This window comes from Mesorhizobium sp. NZP2234 (genome assembly GCF_013170765.1).
Classification (GTDB): domain Bacteria; phylum Pseudomonadota; class Alphaproteobacteria; order Rhizobiales; family Rhizobiaceae; genus Mesorhizobium; species Mesorhizobium loti_D.
Map to the genome: position 1 here is coordinate 5,901,563 of NZ_CP033364.1, position 15,722 is coordinate 5,917,284.

18 protein-coding genes are annotated in these 15,722 nt (G+C 62.6%); 8 read left to right on the forward strand and 10 right to left on the reverse strand.

Translation table 11 applies throughout. The annotated features are described in order from the left end of the window. Nucleotides 1-74: 74 nt before the first annotated feature. Both EB230_RS28705 and uxuA read right to left on the reverse strand, forming a co-directional pair. Nucleotides 75-1,514: an FAD-binding oxidoreductase gene (locus EB230_RS28705; RefSeq protein WP_172374401.1), complete on the reverse strand. Its 1,440-nt coding sequence runs from the start codon at nucleotides 1,512-1,514 to the stop codon at nucleotides 75-77. A gap of 279 nt (nucleotides 1,515-1,793) precedes the next feature. Then, nucleotides 1,794-2,978, reverse strand: a complete 1,185-nt coding sequence (gene uxuA, locus EB230_RS28710; protein ID WP_056565357.1) for a mannonate dehydratase — start codon at nucleotides 2,976-2,978, stop codon at nucleotides 1,794-1,796. Nucleotides 2,979-3,078: 100 nt separating this feature from the next. Between uxuA and EB230_RS28715 the strand changes: the two genes are divergently transcribed. Both EB230_RS28715 and EB230_RS28720 read left to right on the forward strand, forming a co-directional pair. Continuing rightward, nucleotides 3,079-3,864: an SDR family oxidoreductase gene (locus tag EB230_RS28715; protein WP_065005795.1), complete on the forward strand. Its 786-nt coding sequence runs from the start codon at nucleotides 3,079-3,081 to the stop codon at nucleotides 3,862-3,864. A 114-nt stretch (nucleotides 3,865-3,978) separates the two neighbouring features. Next, on the forward strand, nucleotides 3,979-4,728 hold the full coding sequence (locus EB230_RS28720; RefSeq protein WP_056565362.1) for a DUF1236 domain-containing protein: 750 nt from the start codon (nucleotides 3,979-3,981) through the stop codon (nucleotides 4,726-4,728). An 86-nt stretch (nucleotides 4,729-4,814) separates the two neighbouring features. Here EB230_RS28720 and EB230_RS28725 read toward each other — a convergent pair whose 3' ends face one another. Continuing rightward, the gene (locus tag EB230_RS28725; RefSeq protein ID WP_172374402.1) at nucleotides 4,815-5,429 is read right to left on the reverse strand and encodes an alpha-ketoglutarate-dependent dioxygenase AlkB; all 615 of its coding nucleotides are present in this window, start codon (nucleotides 5,427-5,429) and stop codon (nucleotides 4,815-4,817) included. Between the two features lie 137 nt (nucleotides 5,430-5,566). Between EB230_RS28725 and EB230_RS28730 the strand changes: the two genes are divergently transcribed. The 5 genes from EB230_RS28730 (at nucleotide 5,567) to EB230_RS28750 (ending at nucleotide 9,457) form a co-directional block, all read left to right on the forward strand. Continuing rightward, complete coding sequence (locus tag EB230_RS28730) at nucleotides 5,567-5,767, forward strand: KTSC domain-containing protein (protein ID WP_172374403.1); 201 nt, start codon at nucleotides 5,567-5,569, stop codon at nucleotides 5,765-5,767. An 81-nt stretch (nucleotides 5,768-5,848) separates the two neighbouring features. Next, nucleotides 5,849-6,811: an SDR family oxidoreductase gene (locus tag EB230_RS28735; protein ID WP_172374404.1), complete on the forward strand. Its 963-nt coding sequence runs from the start codon at nucleotides 5,849-5,851 to the stop codon at nucleotides 6,809-6,811. Nucleotides 6,812-6,822: 11 nt separating this feature from the next. Further along, a complete protein-coding gene (locus tag EB230_RS28740; protein ID WP_172374405.1) occupies nucleotides 6,823-8,535 on the forward strand; it encodes an HAD-IIB family hydrolase in 1,713 nt (570 codons plus the stop codon). A gap of 103 nt (nucleotides 8,536-8,638) precedes the next feature. After that, a complete protein-coding gene (locus EB230_RS28745) occupies nucleotides 8,639-8,956 on the forward strand; it encodes a hypothetical protein (protein ID WP_056570559.1) in 318 nt (105 codons plus the stop codon). A gap of 57 nt (nucleotides 8,957-9,013) precedes the next feature. Continuing rightward, nucleotides 9,014-9,457 carry a PPC domain-containing DNA-binding protein gene (locus tag EB230_RS28750; protein ID WP_172374406.1) on the forward strand — a complete coding sequence of 148 codons (444 nt, stop codon included), beginning with the start codon at nucleotides 9,014-9,016 and terminating at the stop codon, nucleotides 9,455-9,457. Nucleotides 9,458-9,491: 34 nt separating this feature from the next. Here the strand turns inward: EB230_RS28750 and EB230_RS28755 are convergent, their stop codons facing one another. Both EB230_RS28755 and EB230_RS28760 read right to left on the reverse strand, forming a co-directional pair. After that, nucleotides 9,492-10,751, reverse strand: coding sequence for a DUF763 domain-containing protein (locus EB230_RS28755; protein WP_172374407.1), 1,260 nt, complete (start codon nucleotides 10,749-10,751; stop codon nucleotides 9,492-9,494). A 100-nt stretch (nucleotides 10,752-10,851) separates the two neighbouring features. Further along, nucleotides 10,852-11,460 carry an isochorismatase family cysteine hydrolase gene (locus tag EB230_RS28760; RefSeq protein ID WP_056570553.1) on the reverse strand — a complete coding sequence of 203 codons (609 nt, stop codon included), beginning with the start codon at nucleotides 11,458-11,460 and terminating at the stop codon, nucleotides 10,852-10,854. A 181-nt stretch (nucleotides 11,461-11,641) separates the two neighbouring features. On the opposite strand from EB230_RS28760, the gene EB230_RS28765 reads away from it, so the two are divergent. Beyond that, nucleotides 11,642-12,034, forward strand: coding sequence for a GFA family protein (locus tag EB230_RS28765; protein WP_281410925.1), 393 nt, complete (start codon nucleotides 11,642-11,644; stop codon nucleotides 12,032-12,034). 2 nt (nucleotides 12,035-12,036) lie between these two features. Here EB230_RS28765 and EB230_RS28770 read toward each other — a convergent pair whose 3' ends face one another. From EB230_RS28770 to cyoC, 5 genes are read right to left on the reverse strand one after another with little or no spacing between them, the layout of a single operon-like run. Further along, nucleotides 12,037-12,573: a response regulator transcription factor gene (locus EB230_RS28770; protein ID WP_056570570.1), complete on the reverse strand. Its 537-nt coding sequence runs from the start codon at nucleotides 12,571-12,573 to the stop codon at nucleotides 12,037-12,039. Continuing rightward, nucleotides 12,563-13,915, reverse strand: coding sequence for an ATP-binding protein (locus EB230_RS28775; protein ID WP_172374409.1), 1,353 nt, complete (start codon nucleotides 13,913-13,915; stop codon nucleotides 12,563-12,565). The genes EB230_RS28770 and EB230_RS28775 overlap by 11 nt, the downstream gene beginning before the upstream one ends. Beyond that, nucleotides 13,912-14,724 (reverse strand): SURF1 family protein, encoded by an 813-nt coding sequence (locus EB230_RS28780; RefSeq protein WP_172374410.1) that lies wholly within the window; start codon nucleotides 14,722-14,724, stop codon nucleotides 13,912-13,914. Before EB230_RS28780 ends, EB230_RS28775 begins: the two co-directional genes overlap by 4 nt. Next, entirely contained in the window at nucleotides 14,721-15,098 is a 378-nt protein-coding gene (gene cyoD / locus EB230_RS28785; protein ID WP_172374411.1) for a cytochrome o ubiquinol oxidase subunit IV, read from the reverse strand. The genes EB230_RS28780 and cyoD overlap by 4 nt, the downstream gene beginning before the upstream one ends. Continuing rightward, nucleotides 15,095-15,721: a cytochrome o ubiquinol oxidase subunit III gene (gene cyoC, locus EB230_RS28790; protein ID WP_172374412.1), complete on the reverse strand. Its 627-nt coding sequence runs from the start codon at nucleotides 15,719-15,721 to the stop codon at nucleotides 15,095-15,097. The genes cyoD and cyoC overlap by 4 nt, the downstream gene beginning before the upstream one ends. Between the last annotated feature and the right edge of the window lies 1 nt (nucleotide 15,722).

Sequence of the window (15,722 nt, forward strand, 5' to 3'; positions counted from 1 at the left end):
GTGACCCATGGCTATGCGAAAGGCCCGCGCCTCTGGCCGAGGCGCGGGCCTTTCGTCACTGCAACGCGGGCGGCTCAGGCTGCGCGCTGGCTTTGTTTCGGCCGCAAGTTCTGGTTCATGCGGAACAGGTTCAGCGGGTCATAGCGCTGCTTGATCTCCAGAAGCCGCTGGTAATTGCCGCCATAGGCCGCTTCGACCCGGTCGACCTCGTCTTCAGGCATGAAGTTCACATAGGCCGTGCCGGCGGCATAGGGTTTGGCGGCCTCATAGAGGCTGCGCGCCCAACCGATGCAGGCCCTGTCCATCGCCGGCTCGCGCCAGCGGGCATGGACATTCATGACGAAGTGCGAGCTGCGTTGCGGAAACGCCGTTGCGTTCTGCGCCACTCGGCCCGCCGCACCGCCGACATGGCCGATGAATATCTCGCATTCCGGCCCAGGAAGCTCACGTATCGCTTCGGTGACGATCTCGGCTGCCCTGTCGGAAAGCTCGGTGAAGTCATGGCTCTTCCAGTAGTTGCGGGCGCCCGGGGTGAGCAATGGGTCGAATGCCTGCTGCCAGCCGGTGAACGGGTTGGGGCCGACGACATCGGCAATCGGCGAGCCGATGGCGCGAAGCTTCTTCGTCGCCTTTTCACCTGCCTGGAGATCACCGCAATAGCACATGGCCAGCACTAGAACATCCTTGCCATGCCACTCGGCCGGCAAGAAGGGCAGCGGCGGCGCTTGCCGCATGACCACCCAGCAGGTCAGTTCGTCGGGCGCCGTTTCGAGCGCCTTGCGATACTCCTCCAGCACCTTCTCGGCATCGGCGAAAGGATGGACGACAAGCCCCGACAGAACCTGCGGACCCATCTGATGGAGCTGAAACTCGAATGCCGTGACAATGCCGAAATTGCCGCCGCCGCCACGCAGCGCCCAGAACAAGTCCGGATTTTCCGTCTCGCTGGCCCGCAGCAACCTGCCATCGGCGGTGACCACATCGGCGGAGACAAGATTGTCGATGGTCAGGCCGAATTTGCGGGTGATCCAGCCAAAGCCACCGCCCAGCGTCAGGCCTGATATGCCGGTGGTCGAATTGATGCCTGTCGGCACCACCAGCCCAAAAGCCTGCGTTTCGCGGTCGACATCGGCAAGCGTAGCGCCCGGCCCGACCCATGCCCGCCGGGTAGCGGGATCGACCCGCACCGACTTCATCGGCGACAGATCGATCATCAGACCGCCGTCGCAGACGGCGCTGCCGGCAATGTTATGGCCGCCGCCGCGCACGGAGACAAGAAGCCTGTTTTCCCTGGCGAAATTCACGGCACGGATGACGTCGGAGGCGCCGACGCAACACACAATCAGCCCGGGCCGTCGGTCGACCGTGGCATTCCAGATGGTGCGGACTTCGTTGTAGGCGGCATCTCCATGCTGGAGCAGCGTGCCGCGCAATTGTGCGGAAAGCACTTCGATGGCTGCGGCGTCGACTGTCGTCTTGCCGCGATCAAGCGTGGTGAGGCTCATGCTGTTCATGGTTTCCTCCCGATTTGCTTATGAGCCGTTCTCCTTCAAACGCCTTCAATTCTGCTCCCATATTAGATATCGCGCAAGTTTATGCGGGCTTTGAGCCAGATGGTGGGCCGCCGCTTGGTGCGCATCGAGCTCTCAGCCGCCGCCACCTCATCAAACCGGTGAGACTGCGTGCTTCGCGGATCAATGGCTGCGCCAACATCGAGGACGGCAAGATCGCGGCCATCTATGTCGTGCGCAATCCCGACAAGCTCAGGCACCTGCACTAGGAGCCGGATTCGATCAGGCCAACCCGAACGTCTCCACGGCGCGCATGATGCCGCGCAGTTCGGCGAGACCTTTCAGCCGGCCGATCAGCGAGTAGCCGGGATTGATCTTCTTCTTGCCGATATCGTCGGCCAGCAGATGGCCATGGTCCGGCCGCATCGGAATGCGCCAGTCGGCGCGACCTTCCTTGCGGCGGCGCGCCTCCTCCTGCATCAGCGCGAGAATGACCCGCGCCATGTCGGTGCCGCCCTCGAGATGCTCGGCTTCGTAGAACGAGCCGTCTTCCTCGATGGTGATGTTGCGCAGATGGACGAAATGAATGCGGTCGGCGAATTCCTTGATCATGGCGACGATATCGTTGTCGGCGCGCGTGCCGTAGGAGCCGGTGCAGAAGGTCAGCCCATTGGCCGGGCTGTCGACGGCATTGAGGATGAAGCGCGCATCCTGCGCGGTCGAAACGACGCGCGGCAGGCCGTAGAGCGAGAAGGGCGGGTCGTCGGGGTGGATGCACATGCGTACCCCCTCCTCTTCGGCGACCGGGATGATTTTGCGCAGGAACCAGGCGAGGTTGTCGCGCAATTCCTTCGGTCCGATCCCGTCATACTCCGCCAAAGCCTCGCGAAAACTGTCACGGTCATACTTGCGCTCGGTCGCCGGCAGGCCGGCGATGAGGTTGCGCTCGATCTGGTCGACCTGCTCCGACGTCAGCGCCTTCAGGCGCTTCTCGGCCTCGGCGATACGCGCCGGCGTATAGCTGGCCGCGCCGTTCTTGCGCTGCAGCACGAAAAGGTCATAGGCGGCAAAATCGATGGCATCGAAACGCAAGGCATAGCCGGTTGTCGGCAGGCGATACATGAGGTCGGTGCGCGTCCAGTCCACCACCGGCATGAAATTGTAGCAGATCGTCCTGATGCCGGCCTTGGCAAGCGTGCGGATGCTGTCGCGATAGTAGCCGGCGTAGCGCTCGCGTTCGGGCGCGCCGATCTTGAAGGAATTGTGGACCGGGATGCTCTCGACGACAGACCATGTCAGGCCGGCGGCCTCGATGATGCGCTTGCGCTCGAGCACATCGGCTTCAGGCCAGGCCCTGCCATCATAGATGTGGTGAAGCGCCGAAACCACACCGGTAGCACCAGCCTGCCTGACATGCTCAAGCGTCACCGGATCATCCGGGCCATACCAGCGCCAACACTGTTCCATTGCAACTTTCCTTTTTGCGAGAGACCGGCAACCTATTGTTTGACTCCGATGAGTGTCAAACTCAGAACCGGGTTTGATAGCGCATGAAGGAGCTCCCGCGATGAAGGATTTCGACGGCAAGGTGGCATTGGTGACAGGGACGACCGGCATCGCGCTCGCCACCGCAAGACGGCTGGCGCAAGGAGGTGCGGCGATCATCGCCTGCGGCATCGACCGGGCCGCCAATGCAGCCATTCAGGAAAGCCTTGCCAAGGCCGGAGCGGACGCGCTGGTGCAAACGGTCGACGTCTCCGTTTCCGATCAGGTGCGCGACGCGGTCGCGGCCGGCGTCGCGAAATTCGGAGGCATCGACGTCATCGTCAATTCCGCTGCGGTGCATCCCTACGGAACCGCGACGACGACCGACTGGGAAACCTGGAACCGGGCGATGACGGTCAATGTCGGCTCGATCTATCTCACTGCCCATTTCGGCATTCCGGAAATGATCAAGCGCGGCGGCGGGGCCATCGTCAACGTCGCCTCGGTGCAAGGCTTCGCCTGCCAGCAGAACGTCGCCGCCTATGCCACGACCAAGGGGGCCATCCACACGCTGACCCGCTCGCTGGCGCTCGACTACGCGGCATCAGGCATAAGGGTGAATTCGGTCAGCCCGGGCTCGATCCGCACGCCGATTCTCGAAAAGGCCGCGCGTGGCAACCATGGCAGCGATGCCGACGTCGAAGAGGCCTACAGGCGCTTCGGCGCCGCCCATCCGCTTGGCCGCATTGGCGAGCCGGAGGAAGTGGCTGAACTCATCGCTTTTCTGTGCTCGTCCAAGGCCGGCTTCTGCACCGGCGCGGACTACAAGATCGATGGCGGCCTGACCGCCGGCATTGGTGTGAAGTAGCGCCATGAAGGTCCCGGGCCATCGGGGGTGGCATTAACGCATCCCGTTCGGAACAATCTTTTTTGGCCGAAGTTCTCTCCATTGAAGGGACGAACTCTCCGAAGGAGATTTCCTATGAAACATGTTCTCATGACCAGCATGCTGGCGATCGGGCTCGGCTGCGGGACGGCGATGGCTCAGACGCAGCAGCCCGCCGAAACCCAATCAGGAGCGGACACAAACTGCGCTTCCGGCACGACCAACTGCCAGAACGGCACGAAGATGAAGGACCAGGCCCAGGGTACCAAGTCCCAGACTGACCAGCAGGCTCAGGGCAAGGCCAAGACGAAGACGGACGAGCAGGCGCAGGGTAAGGCAGCCACCAAGACCGACCAGCAGGCCCAGGATAAGGCCAAGGTCCAGACCGATCAGCAGGCCCAGGGCAAGGCCGGCGCCACCACGAACCAGCAAGCCCAGGACAAGACCAAGGTCCAGACCGACCAGCAGGCCCAGGGCAAGGCCGGCGCCACCACGAACCAGCAGGCCCAGGACAAGACCAAGGTCCAGACCGATCAGCAGGCCCAGGGCAAGGCCTCCGCGCAGGACAAGACCTCGACCGCGTCCATCAACAATGTGACGGTCGAACAGAAGACCCAGATCACCCAGGTGTTCAGGGAGACGAAGGTAGAGCCGGTCGCCAGCGTCAACTTTGACGTCTCCGTCGGCATCGAAGTTCCGCGGCACAAGATCAGGCTGCATCGTTTGCCGGCTCGCATCGTCAAGATCGTTCCGGCCTACGAGGCCTACGAGTATTTTGTTCTCGCCGACGGCCGGATCGTCATCGTCGATCCGGATACCTACAAGATCGTGCTGATACTGACCTAGCACGACATTGCTCAACCCGCCCGCAACACGCGGGCCGGGTTGAGCACTCATGTCAAGATGGATGCGAACAACTCCCCGCGCAAACCTCAGGGATTCCGAGGCCGCAACGTCCGCACGGTAATCGAGTAACGATGTTCGGCTACTGGCGGGATGCTGTGCTCCCATTCCGTGCGTGAAGCGCCGGTCATGAGATAGGCCGACCGTGGCTCGACGACGATGGTCCGGCGCTCCCATTTGTCACCATGCTTTCGCCGCAGCCGAAAGCTGCAGGGCGCCAGCAGGGAAACGCCGGCGACATCCTCGAAATGGGGCTTGTCGCGATGCCAGCCGATACCGGCGCCAGGCCGGTATTCATTGATCAGCACCTGCGCGAAGGCCTCGGCAGGCCGGTGCGCAAAGGCCGCGACCTGCTCACGCAAAGGCAGCAGGAAGTCGGGGATCGGCAGCGCCTCGACGACTTCGCGACGGTCATAGTCATAGCGCAGACCGAAACCGACGACCCGACGGTTTGCGAGATGGCCGTGGAAATCGAACGCCTGGAACGGCAGTCCTTCGAGATGCCGGGCAAGCTCCGTCTCTTCCCGCGGCGTGATCAATCCGGGCTGGTAGGCAAAACCTTCGGGCAGATCCTCCGCGGCACCAAAGAGATCATGCTGGAGCACCGGAGTGCGGCCGGTGGCTTTCGATTTGAGCGACGACATCCCGCCTAGATGGTGAGGACTGGACCGCAAGGCAATACGGAGCCCTTGCCGCGTGCGGACGGGTGATGCGATGAGCAAAGGCAGGGAACCGGGCCTGCGGCTGGCGGGTTATCTGGCTGAGCAGTCAGGTTGCCAACATGCCGTCGACCGCGATCCGGAACACACAATACGATCCCGCGACCAGAACCCTCTCCGTCTGGTTCGTGCCGAGCGGCCATCGCTACGATTACGCGGATGTTGCCCCGGCGACCTATGCCGCTTTCAGGAAGGCCGTCTCGAAAGGCCGCTTCTTCAATGAATTCATCCGCGATCACTACAGCTACCGCCGCGTGGCATGACGCGAGCGGCATGATGGCCTTTTTTGCGCAAACCTTTTTGCCTGACATGCGTTGTTCTTCCTCGAAGCCGAGGAGACAGCCATGCAGAAGACAGCCAGCGAAGCCGCCAAGCAACGTCACATTCAGCGCGGCATCGATGCCAAGGACAGATCGAGGGAGAACGGCAAGGCCGAGCACGCCATGCAGGCCGGCGCCCGAAAATATCCGGAGCCGCCTTTCCCCGAACAGCACCAATCCAAACCGGGGCATGAATGGGCGGTCGAACCGGCGCCGCTCTACGATGCGCCCTTTTACCTCGGGTCGAAAAAGCTCGAAGACAAGGTTGCTCTCATCACGGGTGGTGATTCCGGCATCGGCCGCTCGGTGGCGGTTCTGTTCGCTCGCGAGGGCGCGGACATCGCCATCGTCTATCTGGCCGAGGACAAGGATGCCAAGGTGACAAAATCCGCCGTCGAATCGGAAGGGCGGCGCTGCATCCTGGTGAAAGCCGACGTCAGCGAACGCGACCAGTGCCGCAATGCGGTGGAGCAAACGGTCAAGGCATTCGGCGGTATCGACGTGCTGGTCAACAACGCGGCATTCCAGATTCATTCAAAAGAATTCGGCGAACTGACCGAAGAGCATTTCGACACGACGCTGAAGACGAACCTCTACGGCTATTTCCATATGGCGCAGGAAGCGGTCCCTCATATGAAGTCGGGCTCGGCCATCATCAACACCGGTTCTGTCACCGGCATAGACGGGTCGAAGACACTGGTCGACTACTCCATGACCAAGGGCGGTATCCATGCCTTCACGCGCGCCCTTTCCGGCAATCTCCTTGCCAAGGGCATACGGGTAAACGCGGTCGCACCTGGCCCGGTATGGACCCCGCTCAACCCTTCGGACAAGGACGCGGGCGATGTTTCGAAGTTCGGCGCGGACACACCGATGAAGCGGCCTGCGCAGCCGGAAGAACTCGCACCGGCCTACGTGTTTCTCGCCTCGCCGCATTGCTCGAGCTACATCACGGGCGAGATATTGCCCGTGATCGGCGGCTATTGAGGTCCCGTGCAATGTATTTCATCGCTTTGGCGACGGATTACGACGGCACGCTGGCGCATGACGGGATCGTCTCCAGGAAGACGCTTGCTGCCCTTGAACGGTTCAAGAAAAGCGGCCGCAAGCTGGTGCTCGTCACGGGGCGCGAACTGCCAGACCTCAAGCGCGTCTTTCCCGAGATCGGCCTGTTCGACAAGGTGGTCGCCGAGAATGGAGCGCTGATCTACACGCCGGCAAGTGAGGAAGAGCGGGTGATCTCGCCGTCGCCCGATCCTAAGTTCGTCGCCAGATTGAAGAAGCAGGGCGTCAAGCCGCTTTCGGTCGGCCGGTCGATCGTCGCCACCTGGGAGCCGCATCAGGCGACGGTGCTCGAAATCATCAAGAAGACGGGACTGGAACTGGAAATCATCTTCAACAAGGGCGCGGTGATGATCCTGCCAAGCGGCATCAACAAGGCCACCGGCCTGGCCGCGGCGCTGCAGGATCTTCGGCTGTCGCCACACAATGTCGTCGGTATCGGAGACGCCGAGAATGACCATGCCTTCCTGAAGGCTTGCGGCTGCAGCGTCGCCGTCGACAATGCAATTGCCGCGGTCAAGACCACGGCGAACCTGGTCACGCGTGGCGCACGCGGGAAAGGCGTGGAGGAACTGGTCGACCGATTGATCAAGCGCGACCACGACATCCTGCCAAGGCGACATGACGGCATCGCGCTCGGCGCCGCCGGCGGCGACGACATCTATCTGTCGCCGACGGACACGGTCCTCATCGCCGGCAGTTCCGGCATCGGCAAATCCACCTTGGCCACAGCGCTCACGGAACGCTTCGTCGAAGGCGGGTTTCAATTTTGCATCTTCGATCCCGAGGGCGATTATGACGGCCTCGAAGGTGCCGTGCGTCTGGGCGACGGTTCGAGCGCACCGACCAAGGCACAAGTGCTGGACCTTATCGAGAAAGCCGACAGCAATGTCGTCATCAACGGGCTGGCGCTGCGCGTCAATGAACGACCGGACTTCTTCGCCGACCTGCTGCCTGGCCTCGGCAGTTTTCGGCGTCGAACGGCAAGGCCGCACTGGCTCGTCATCGACGAAGCGCACCATCTTCTGCCCAAGCGGCGCGACGATACACGCGCGGTCCTGTCCCTGGAATTGCCGGGCACGGTTCTGATTACAGTGCATCCCGAAGCGATCTCGACCGACGCGCTGCGCCTGGTGACCGCGATCATCGCCCTTGGTCCCAAGGCGAAGGACGTCATCAAGGTCTTCTGCAGCGAGACCGACATCGACCCGCCAAAGGACATGGCGTCGCCCAAGGGCGAGCGCGTGCTGTTCTGGCGACCGCGGAAACGCAAGAAGATCGCCAAGGTCAAGGTTATAGAGCCGCGCCAATCGCTCAAGCGGCACAGCCGCAAATATGCCGAAGGGCAACTCGATGAGGCGGGCAGTTTCTATTTCCACGGCCCCGACGATGCAATGAATCTCAGAGCCCACAACCTGATGATTTTCGCTCAGATCGCCGAGGGCATCGACGACAAGACCTGGGAGTTCCACCTGCGTGCCGGCGACTATTCCAAGTGGTTCCGCAATCAGATCAGGGACAAGGACCTGGCGCGCGAAACCGCCGAGGCGGAGAACGATAAAAAGCTCTCGGCCGAGGAGAGCCGCAAGCGTGTGCTTGACGCAGTGCGCCGCCGCTACACGGCTCCCGCCACGGCACCGGAAGACTAGCGCGCAACGCGTCCGCCTTGCCTGTTCATTGCGCTTTTCAGGCATCGCTTGGAACTCACCCGCCGGCTTCACGTTCAGACCCTGTTCAACAGGAGACACCGCCATGCCACGAGGCGACAAATCGAAGTACACCGACAAGCAGGAACGCAAAGCTGACCATATTGCGGAAGGCTACGAGAAGCGCGGCGTCTCGGAGAAGGAGGCCGAACGCCGTGCCTGGGCTACAGTCAACAAGGACGACGGCGGCGGCAAGAAGGAAGGCGGCTCCGGGCGCGGCAAGCATACCGGCCACCCGGCCGCACACAAGGGCGGCAAGAGCGGCGGCAATGCATCGGCCTCACGCTCTGCCGCAAGCCGGTCGGAATCGGCGAGGAAAGCCGCGGCAACGCGCAAGCGGAATGCCGAGCATCACGCCCATTGACCTCGACGACTAGCCCCTTGGCTTGTCTTGAAAGGCTGCCACGATGAGAGCACGGGCATGAAATCGCGGCTTGTCAATGAGACCAGCGGACAGCGAACATTCGTCGTCGTGCTCGACCCGGGCGAAGAAGCGTTCGGCGCGCTGACCTCCTTCGCGATCGACCAGGGGGTTGGCAGTGCTTCACTGACAGCGATCGGCGCCTTTGAAAGAGCGATTGTGGGCTGGTTCGACCCCAATGCGAAGACGTACCGCAAAATCCCGATCGACGAACAATGCGAAGTGCTGAGCGCTATCGGCGATGTGGCGCTGGGCGACGACGGCAATCCTAGCCTCCACATCCATACGGTGCTGGGATTGAGTGACGGCACGACCCGCGGCGGGCACCTGCCCGAGGCCATCGTGCAACCGACGCTCGAAATGACCTTGGTAGAGGCTCCCGGCCACCTGCGCCGCAGCAGACGTCCGGAATTGGGCGTGGCGTTGATCGACCTGGACGAGTGATTTCCGAGTTCGGACAGCAGAGGGCAGGCTGGCCTCATGCCCTCTTGTTCCGTTCCGCCGGCTTGTCCGGCGCCGGTTCCCAGCCAAAGACACTGCGGCCGCCAAGCAGATGCGACTGGTCGAATTCGCCGGCGATGATTTCCTTCAGGCTGGGGCCGGTGACGTATCGCTCAACCCGCCGCGACTGATCGTCGAGCCTCCTCAGCGCGCCGACTTCTTCTTCTCGACCGAGCTTGGCCTTTTGCACGGCCGACTTCAGCACGCCGATCGTCTCGTCATAGACCTTGAGCGGAACAGGGAACGGGTGCCTGTCCTTGCCGCCATGTGCCAGCGAGAACCGGCCGGGATCGGAAAAACGGCACGGCGCGCCATGCACCACTTCGGCGACGAGGGCCAGCGCGCGCACCGTGCGCGCGCCCACGCCGGGAACCAGCAGAAGCTCGGAAAAATCTTCCGGGCCGCGTTCGGCGGCGGCCGCCATGTTCCCGTGAAGACGACGCATCACGACATCGCTTTCGCGAACATCGTGGTGGGCCGGCATGACCAGATGCGGCAGCAGCGGCTGGTCGGAAGCGGATGCGGTGCCGGGGTCCAAGGCAGCGAACTCTCGCAGAATGCGGTCCGGCCCAAGGTCGTGGAGCAGATCCAGCTGTCCCTGGCGCGAGGCCTCGGCGCGATGGTCGGTCAGATTGACGATCTCGCCCTGGTTGGCGCCCTCGATCGCGGCGTGCGGCCGATCGACAAAACTCTTCAGTCCTTCCGACAGCCAATGGTAGCGGCGCGCCACCTTGCTGTCGCCGTTCATGCCTTGCTGCACCACCACCCAGTCGCCGTCATCGGTGACGATGAAACCGTGCAGATAGAGGTCGAAGCCATCCTGAACAGCGGCACTGTCCACCTTGGCGACCAGCCGGCTGACGGTTGCCAGGCGTGCTCCGTCGAAGCCGATCCGCTCGCCTATGGCGGCAAGTTCATGCGGGGTCTTGCGCGAATGCGCGCCACGGCCGCCGCAGACATGAATGCCGAGTTCGCCCGACAGCGGTGTCAGGCCGCGTTTCAAGGCGCCGACGACGCTGGTCGTGATGCCGGAGGAATGCCAGTCCATGCCCATCACAGCGCCAAAGGACTGGAACCAGAATGGATGCGCCAGACGCCTTAGCAGCTCGTTGCGACCGTAGTGATGAATGATCGCCTCGCACATGACGGCGCCAAGACGCGTCATGCGGTCGCCCAGCCATTTCGGCACGCGTCCCCCGTGAAGTGGAAGATCAGCACTGCCCGATCGTTGCGCCAAGTCCGTTGCCTGTCTGGTGTCCGTCCTGTCTCGACAGATAGGTATCCGAGTTCGCGCGAAGAAGCACCTGAGGCTTCAGCCTCCTCGACGCCTGGTGCCATCAAGTCCAGTTGGAAAGAACCGTCTCCATCTCGACCGTTTCGACCTGCTGCGCAAAGCGTTGGTGATAGACGGAGAGCAAGGCGTCATGCGTTTCATCGGACGAACTGCACAGCGCGTCCGTGACAAGAACGACACGATAGCCGAAATCGATGGCGCCGAGCACCGTGGCCAGGACACATACGTCGGTTTCACCTCCGGTGATGACCAGCGTATCGATCTCGTGTTGCATCAGAAAGGCTCGAAGATGGCCTTCAAACCAGGGCGAATAGATATGTTTGTCGATAACCGTCGCCGGCGGACAGCAAGCAGCCAATGACGGCAACAGCTCGACCATTTCCGGACCGATATTGTCGATCGCCATCGAGGCCCAGCGCTCATAATAGCGCTTCCATGTACCAACACCCAGCCCGGGCTTTTGCGCAGGCAGGAAGCGCGTGAAGACCGTCTGTCTTGCCCGTGTTTCCACCAGTCTCTCAATCTGCGGGAGGATACGCCTGATCCAGGGTGTCGCCCACGGCGACGGTTCGGCAAACAGCCGCTGCATATCCACGCAGACATGCATGCACCCGTGCCCCAACGGCCCATATGCCAAGCCCGGCACCGACATCAAGGCATCTCCGACCGGTGGCGCTTTCCCATGGACTTCTCCCATTGCCGTCCCGGACACGGGAACGTCACAAGCCGGGACTCGTTCCCCGAGTGGGCTGGCGGCAACCAACGCAACCGATCGACGTTTCCGTTGCTGCATTCGGATGAGACCATCGGAGAGGCCACGAGACGCCAAGATGATGCTGAGCGGCGGATGTCTCTGCGGCAGGGTTCGCTTCAATGTTCGAAGCGAACCGAGGGTGCACTACTGCCATTGCGATATGTGCCGGCGAGCAACAGGCAGCGCGTTCGCGGTTCTGGCGTGGGTGCCCTCTCAGAGCCTGACCTGGATCGGCGCGGAGCCGAACTGCCGCAGGTCGTCGCCAATCGCCCAAAGGGGCTTCTGTTCAGCCTGTGGATCGCCGCTCAGCCTGACCTATGACGCGTCGCCCGACGAAGTCGCGCTGCATGTCGGCACGTTCGACGATCCAGCCTCGCTGCAGCCCCACTACAATTATGGATCAAGCCGGCGGCTTGGCTGGGTCTGCTGCGGAATAGACCTGCCGCACCACGACACTGAAGAGCGATGGTAGAGCTATCTCACCACACGCTTCTCGAGCTTCCGGGCCAAGGTGCGCCGGTGCAAGCCGAGCCGGCGCGCGGTTTCGGAGATGTTGAAGCCGGTCTCGACGAGCGTTTCGTGGATGCGTTCCCATTCGAGATTCTTGATCGAGGTGGGACGGCTGCTCAGCGAAACCGAAACATCGCCTTCGGCGCGGCCGAAGGCGGCTTCGATATCGTCGGTGTTGGCGGGTTTGGCCAGGTAATGACATGCGCCGAGCTTGATCGCCTCGACCGCCGTGGCGATGCTGGCAAAGCCGGTCAGCACGACAATCCTCATCGAAGCATCGCGGGCGCTGAGCAGCTTGACGCACTCCAGCCCGGAGCCGCCGGCGCCAAGCTTGAGATCAACGACCGCGTAAGCCGGAACCGCTGTCTCGAGGGCGCGAGCCAAATCTTCCCTGCCATGGCAGACCATGACGTCGTAGTCGCGCTTTTCGAACGAGCGCTTCAGCGTTTTCGCGAAGGTGGCGTCGTCCTCGACGATAAACAGGGATCGATCAGGCCGCATGATCATCTCCATCGGTCAGCGCCGCAAGCGGCAGCGAGAGGGTAACACAGGCGCCCCGCTCCATATTACGCGCAGAAAAGTCGCCGCCGAGCTTTCGAACCACGTTGACGACAAGGAAAAGACCAAGGCCACCGCCCGGCCGTCCCTTGCTCGACATATAGGGCTGGCCGAGCGCGGCCAGAATACCCTGGTCAAAACCCGGCCCACGATCACGTACGGAAATCACCAGTTTCTCGCCCTGCCGCTCGGCGGTGACGTCGACCCAATCCTGTGATGCTTCCTGGGCGTTGTCGAAGACGTTGAAGATGACCTGCTTCAGCGCCGTGTCGGAAACGATCTGCTCGTCGGGTTCGAAATCGTTGCTGTAGCGCAGATTGAGCGGCTGGCGGCTGACACGCCATTCCTCGACAAGATCGTCAAGGAAATGGCGGATGCTGGTGCGGATCGTGCCTTCGCCCCGTGCCTGCCCCGAAGACATCAGGATGCCCGAGACGATGCTTTTGCAGCGCTCGATCTGCGCCTGCATTTCGGCCATGTCCGCCGCGAGTTCGCGGTTGCGCGTGACGCTGCGCATCTGGCGCCAGTCGGAGAGGATGACGGAGATGGTGGACAGCGGCGTGCCCAGCTCATGCGCGGCGCCCGACGCCAGCAGGCCCATGCGCACAATGTGGTCCTCCTCAGCCGATCGCTGGCGCAGATCCGCGAGATAGGCATCACGTTCGCGCAGATTGCGATTGATGCGCGTCATGAAGATCACGATCAAGCCAGCAGCCAGCACGAAGCAGATGAACATACCCCTGATATGCAGAACCAGCAGGTCGCTGCCGCCGTGATGCGGGATCGCGATAGGCTGGAACTGGAAGGTGAGGAAGACGAAGCAGGCGGAAGCGGCGGCCACCAGGCTCCAGGTGGACCAGGGTGTCAGCAGCGCGGCGCCAAGCGTGATCTGCAGCAGATAGAGCGACACGAACGGGTTCGAGGCGCCGCCGCTGAGGTAAAGCTGGGTCGTCAGCGCCGCCATGTCGAAAATGAGCGCGACGAACAGTTGCGCGTTGCTGATCGGACGCTGACCGCGCAAGGCGAGCAGGCTGAAGATGTTCAGCCCGACGAGGAAAAACACCACGCCCGCCATCTCCAGCAACGGAAGCGGGATATCGAACCAGTATTCCGTCACCAGAATGGTGAGGACCTGACCCGCCACCGCCAGCCAGCGCAGCTGGATGAGCAGGAGCAGGTTCTTCCTGTTCGCCGCGTCGGGATTGGCGACCGCGCCGCCCTTGCCGGCAAGGGTTGCCGCCGCGAAGGATTTGTCGTTGCGGAGCATTTGGGTCGGGACGCTCATCTTGCCGGTCCTTGCCGCCGACGGCGACCGATCATCGGCGCGGCCAGGGCAGCGGCAAGCATCGCAGCGAGCGTGAACCAGGTCAAAGCATAGACCAGATGGCTGTTGCGGAAAGTCACGACTGTCAGGCCGCCGCGCGGCCAGTCGCCGGATGCCCCCGCATCAACGAAATAAGGCGCGACATCTCTCAGGCCGCGCGCGGTTGCGATGGCGGCGACGTCGCGCGAATACCAGCGATTGGCCGCGGCATCGTTGCTGCGCAGGAAGCCGCCGCAGGGCTCGCTCATGCGCAACAACCCATCAATGACGGCCGGCGACGGAAAACCGCCGCTCTCCCGTTCGAATTCGGCCTTGCGCTCCTGGGGAATAAAGCCGCGATTGATCAGCACGACAAAGCCGCTGTCGGTTCGCATCGGCGTCAGCACCCAATAGCCGCCGCCAAGCTCCGTCACCGCCTGCACCAGCGTGTTGGCGCCGCCCAGAAAGCGCCCGGCCAATCGCACATGGCTGTATTCGCTGCTGGCCGCGGTCATTCCGTCCCAGGCGCCTGGGCCAGGCGCGTCGACAACCGGAGCATGGATACGTTGGTCGACGCGGGCGATCAGGTCGAGCTTCCAGACCCGCCTTTCCAGTTGCCATATGCCGAGCCCAACAAGCACCAGCACGCCGAGGAGGCCGAGCAGCCCAAGGAAAAATCGCGACGCGGGCGACCTGCCGGCGTCCCTGCGCGGCGCGCCGGACACGCCGATGCCAGCCTGTCCGATCCCTGTCTCGACAGTGGTCCTCCCCGCGCCCGGCGACGGGCTCATGGCATCTCGCGCATGTCGTGAAGCCCGGGCATCATGTTGGCGTTGAGATGGTACATCACCCAAAGCGAGCCGGTCAGCACGATGACGACCAGGATCAGCGTGAAGATCAGGGCCAGCATCGACCATCCGCCCTCCGAGGCGGTGTTCATATGCAGGAAGAACACCATGTGGACCACGATCTGTACCGCGGCGAAGACCATGATGACGATCGCCGTGGCCTGCTTGTTGTCGAGGGCGCCGGTCATGACCAGCCAGAACGGGATGGCGGTGAGGATCACCGACAGGACGAAGCCGGTCAGATAGCTTTTGAACGATCCATGCGCGGCTCCGCCATGGGCGTGGTCGTGACCGGCGGCATGATCATGGGCGCTCATCGCAACATCCCCATCAGATAGACAAAGGTGAAGACGCCGATCCAGACGACGTCGAGGAAGTGCCAGAACATCGAGAGGCACATCAGCCGGCGGCGATTGGCTTCGATAAGGCCGAACCGGGCGACTTGCGTCATCAGCGTCACCAGCCAGACAATGCCGAAGGTGACATGCAGCCCGTGCGTGCCGACCAGGGTGAAGAAGGACGACAGGAAGGCACTGCGCTGCGGCGTGGCGCCTTCGTGGATCATGTGGGCGAATTCGTAGAGCTCGATGGACAGGAAGGCGAGGCCGAACAGGCCGGTCACCGCGAGCCAGGCCTGGGTCGCCGCGATCCGGCCCTTGTCCATGGTCAGCATGGCAAAGCCATAGGTGATCGAGGAGAAGAGCAGCATGGCGGTGTTGACCGCCACCAGATTGAGGTCGAACAGGTCCTTGGGCGCCGGGCCCGCGGCGTAGTTGGTGCCGAGCACGCCATAGGCCGCGAACAGCATCGCGAAGATCAGGCAGTCGCTCATCAGATAGAGCCAGAAGCCGAGCATGGTGCTGCCGCCTTCGGCGTGCGCATGCTCTTCTTCCAGATGAAAGACCGGTTCGGTTCCGGTCGTGGTTGCCATCGAAGCCATG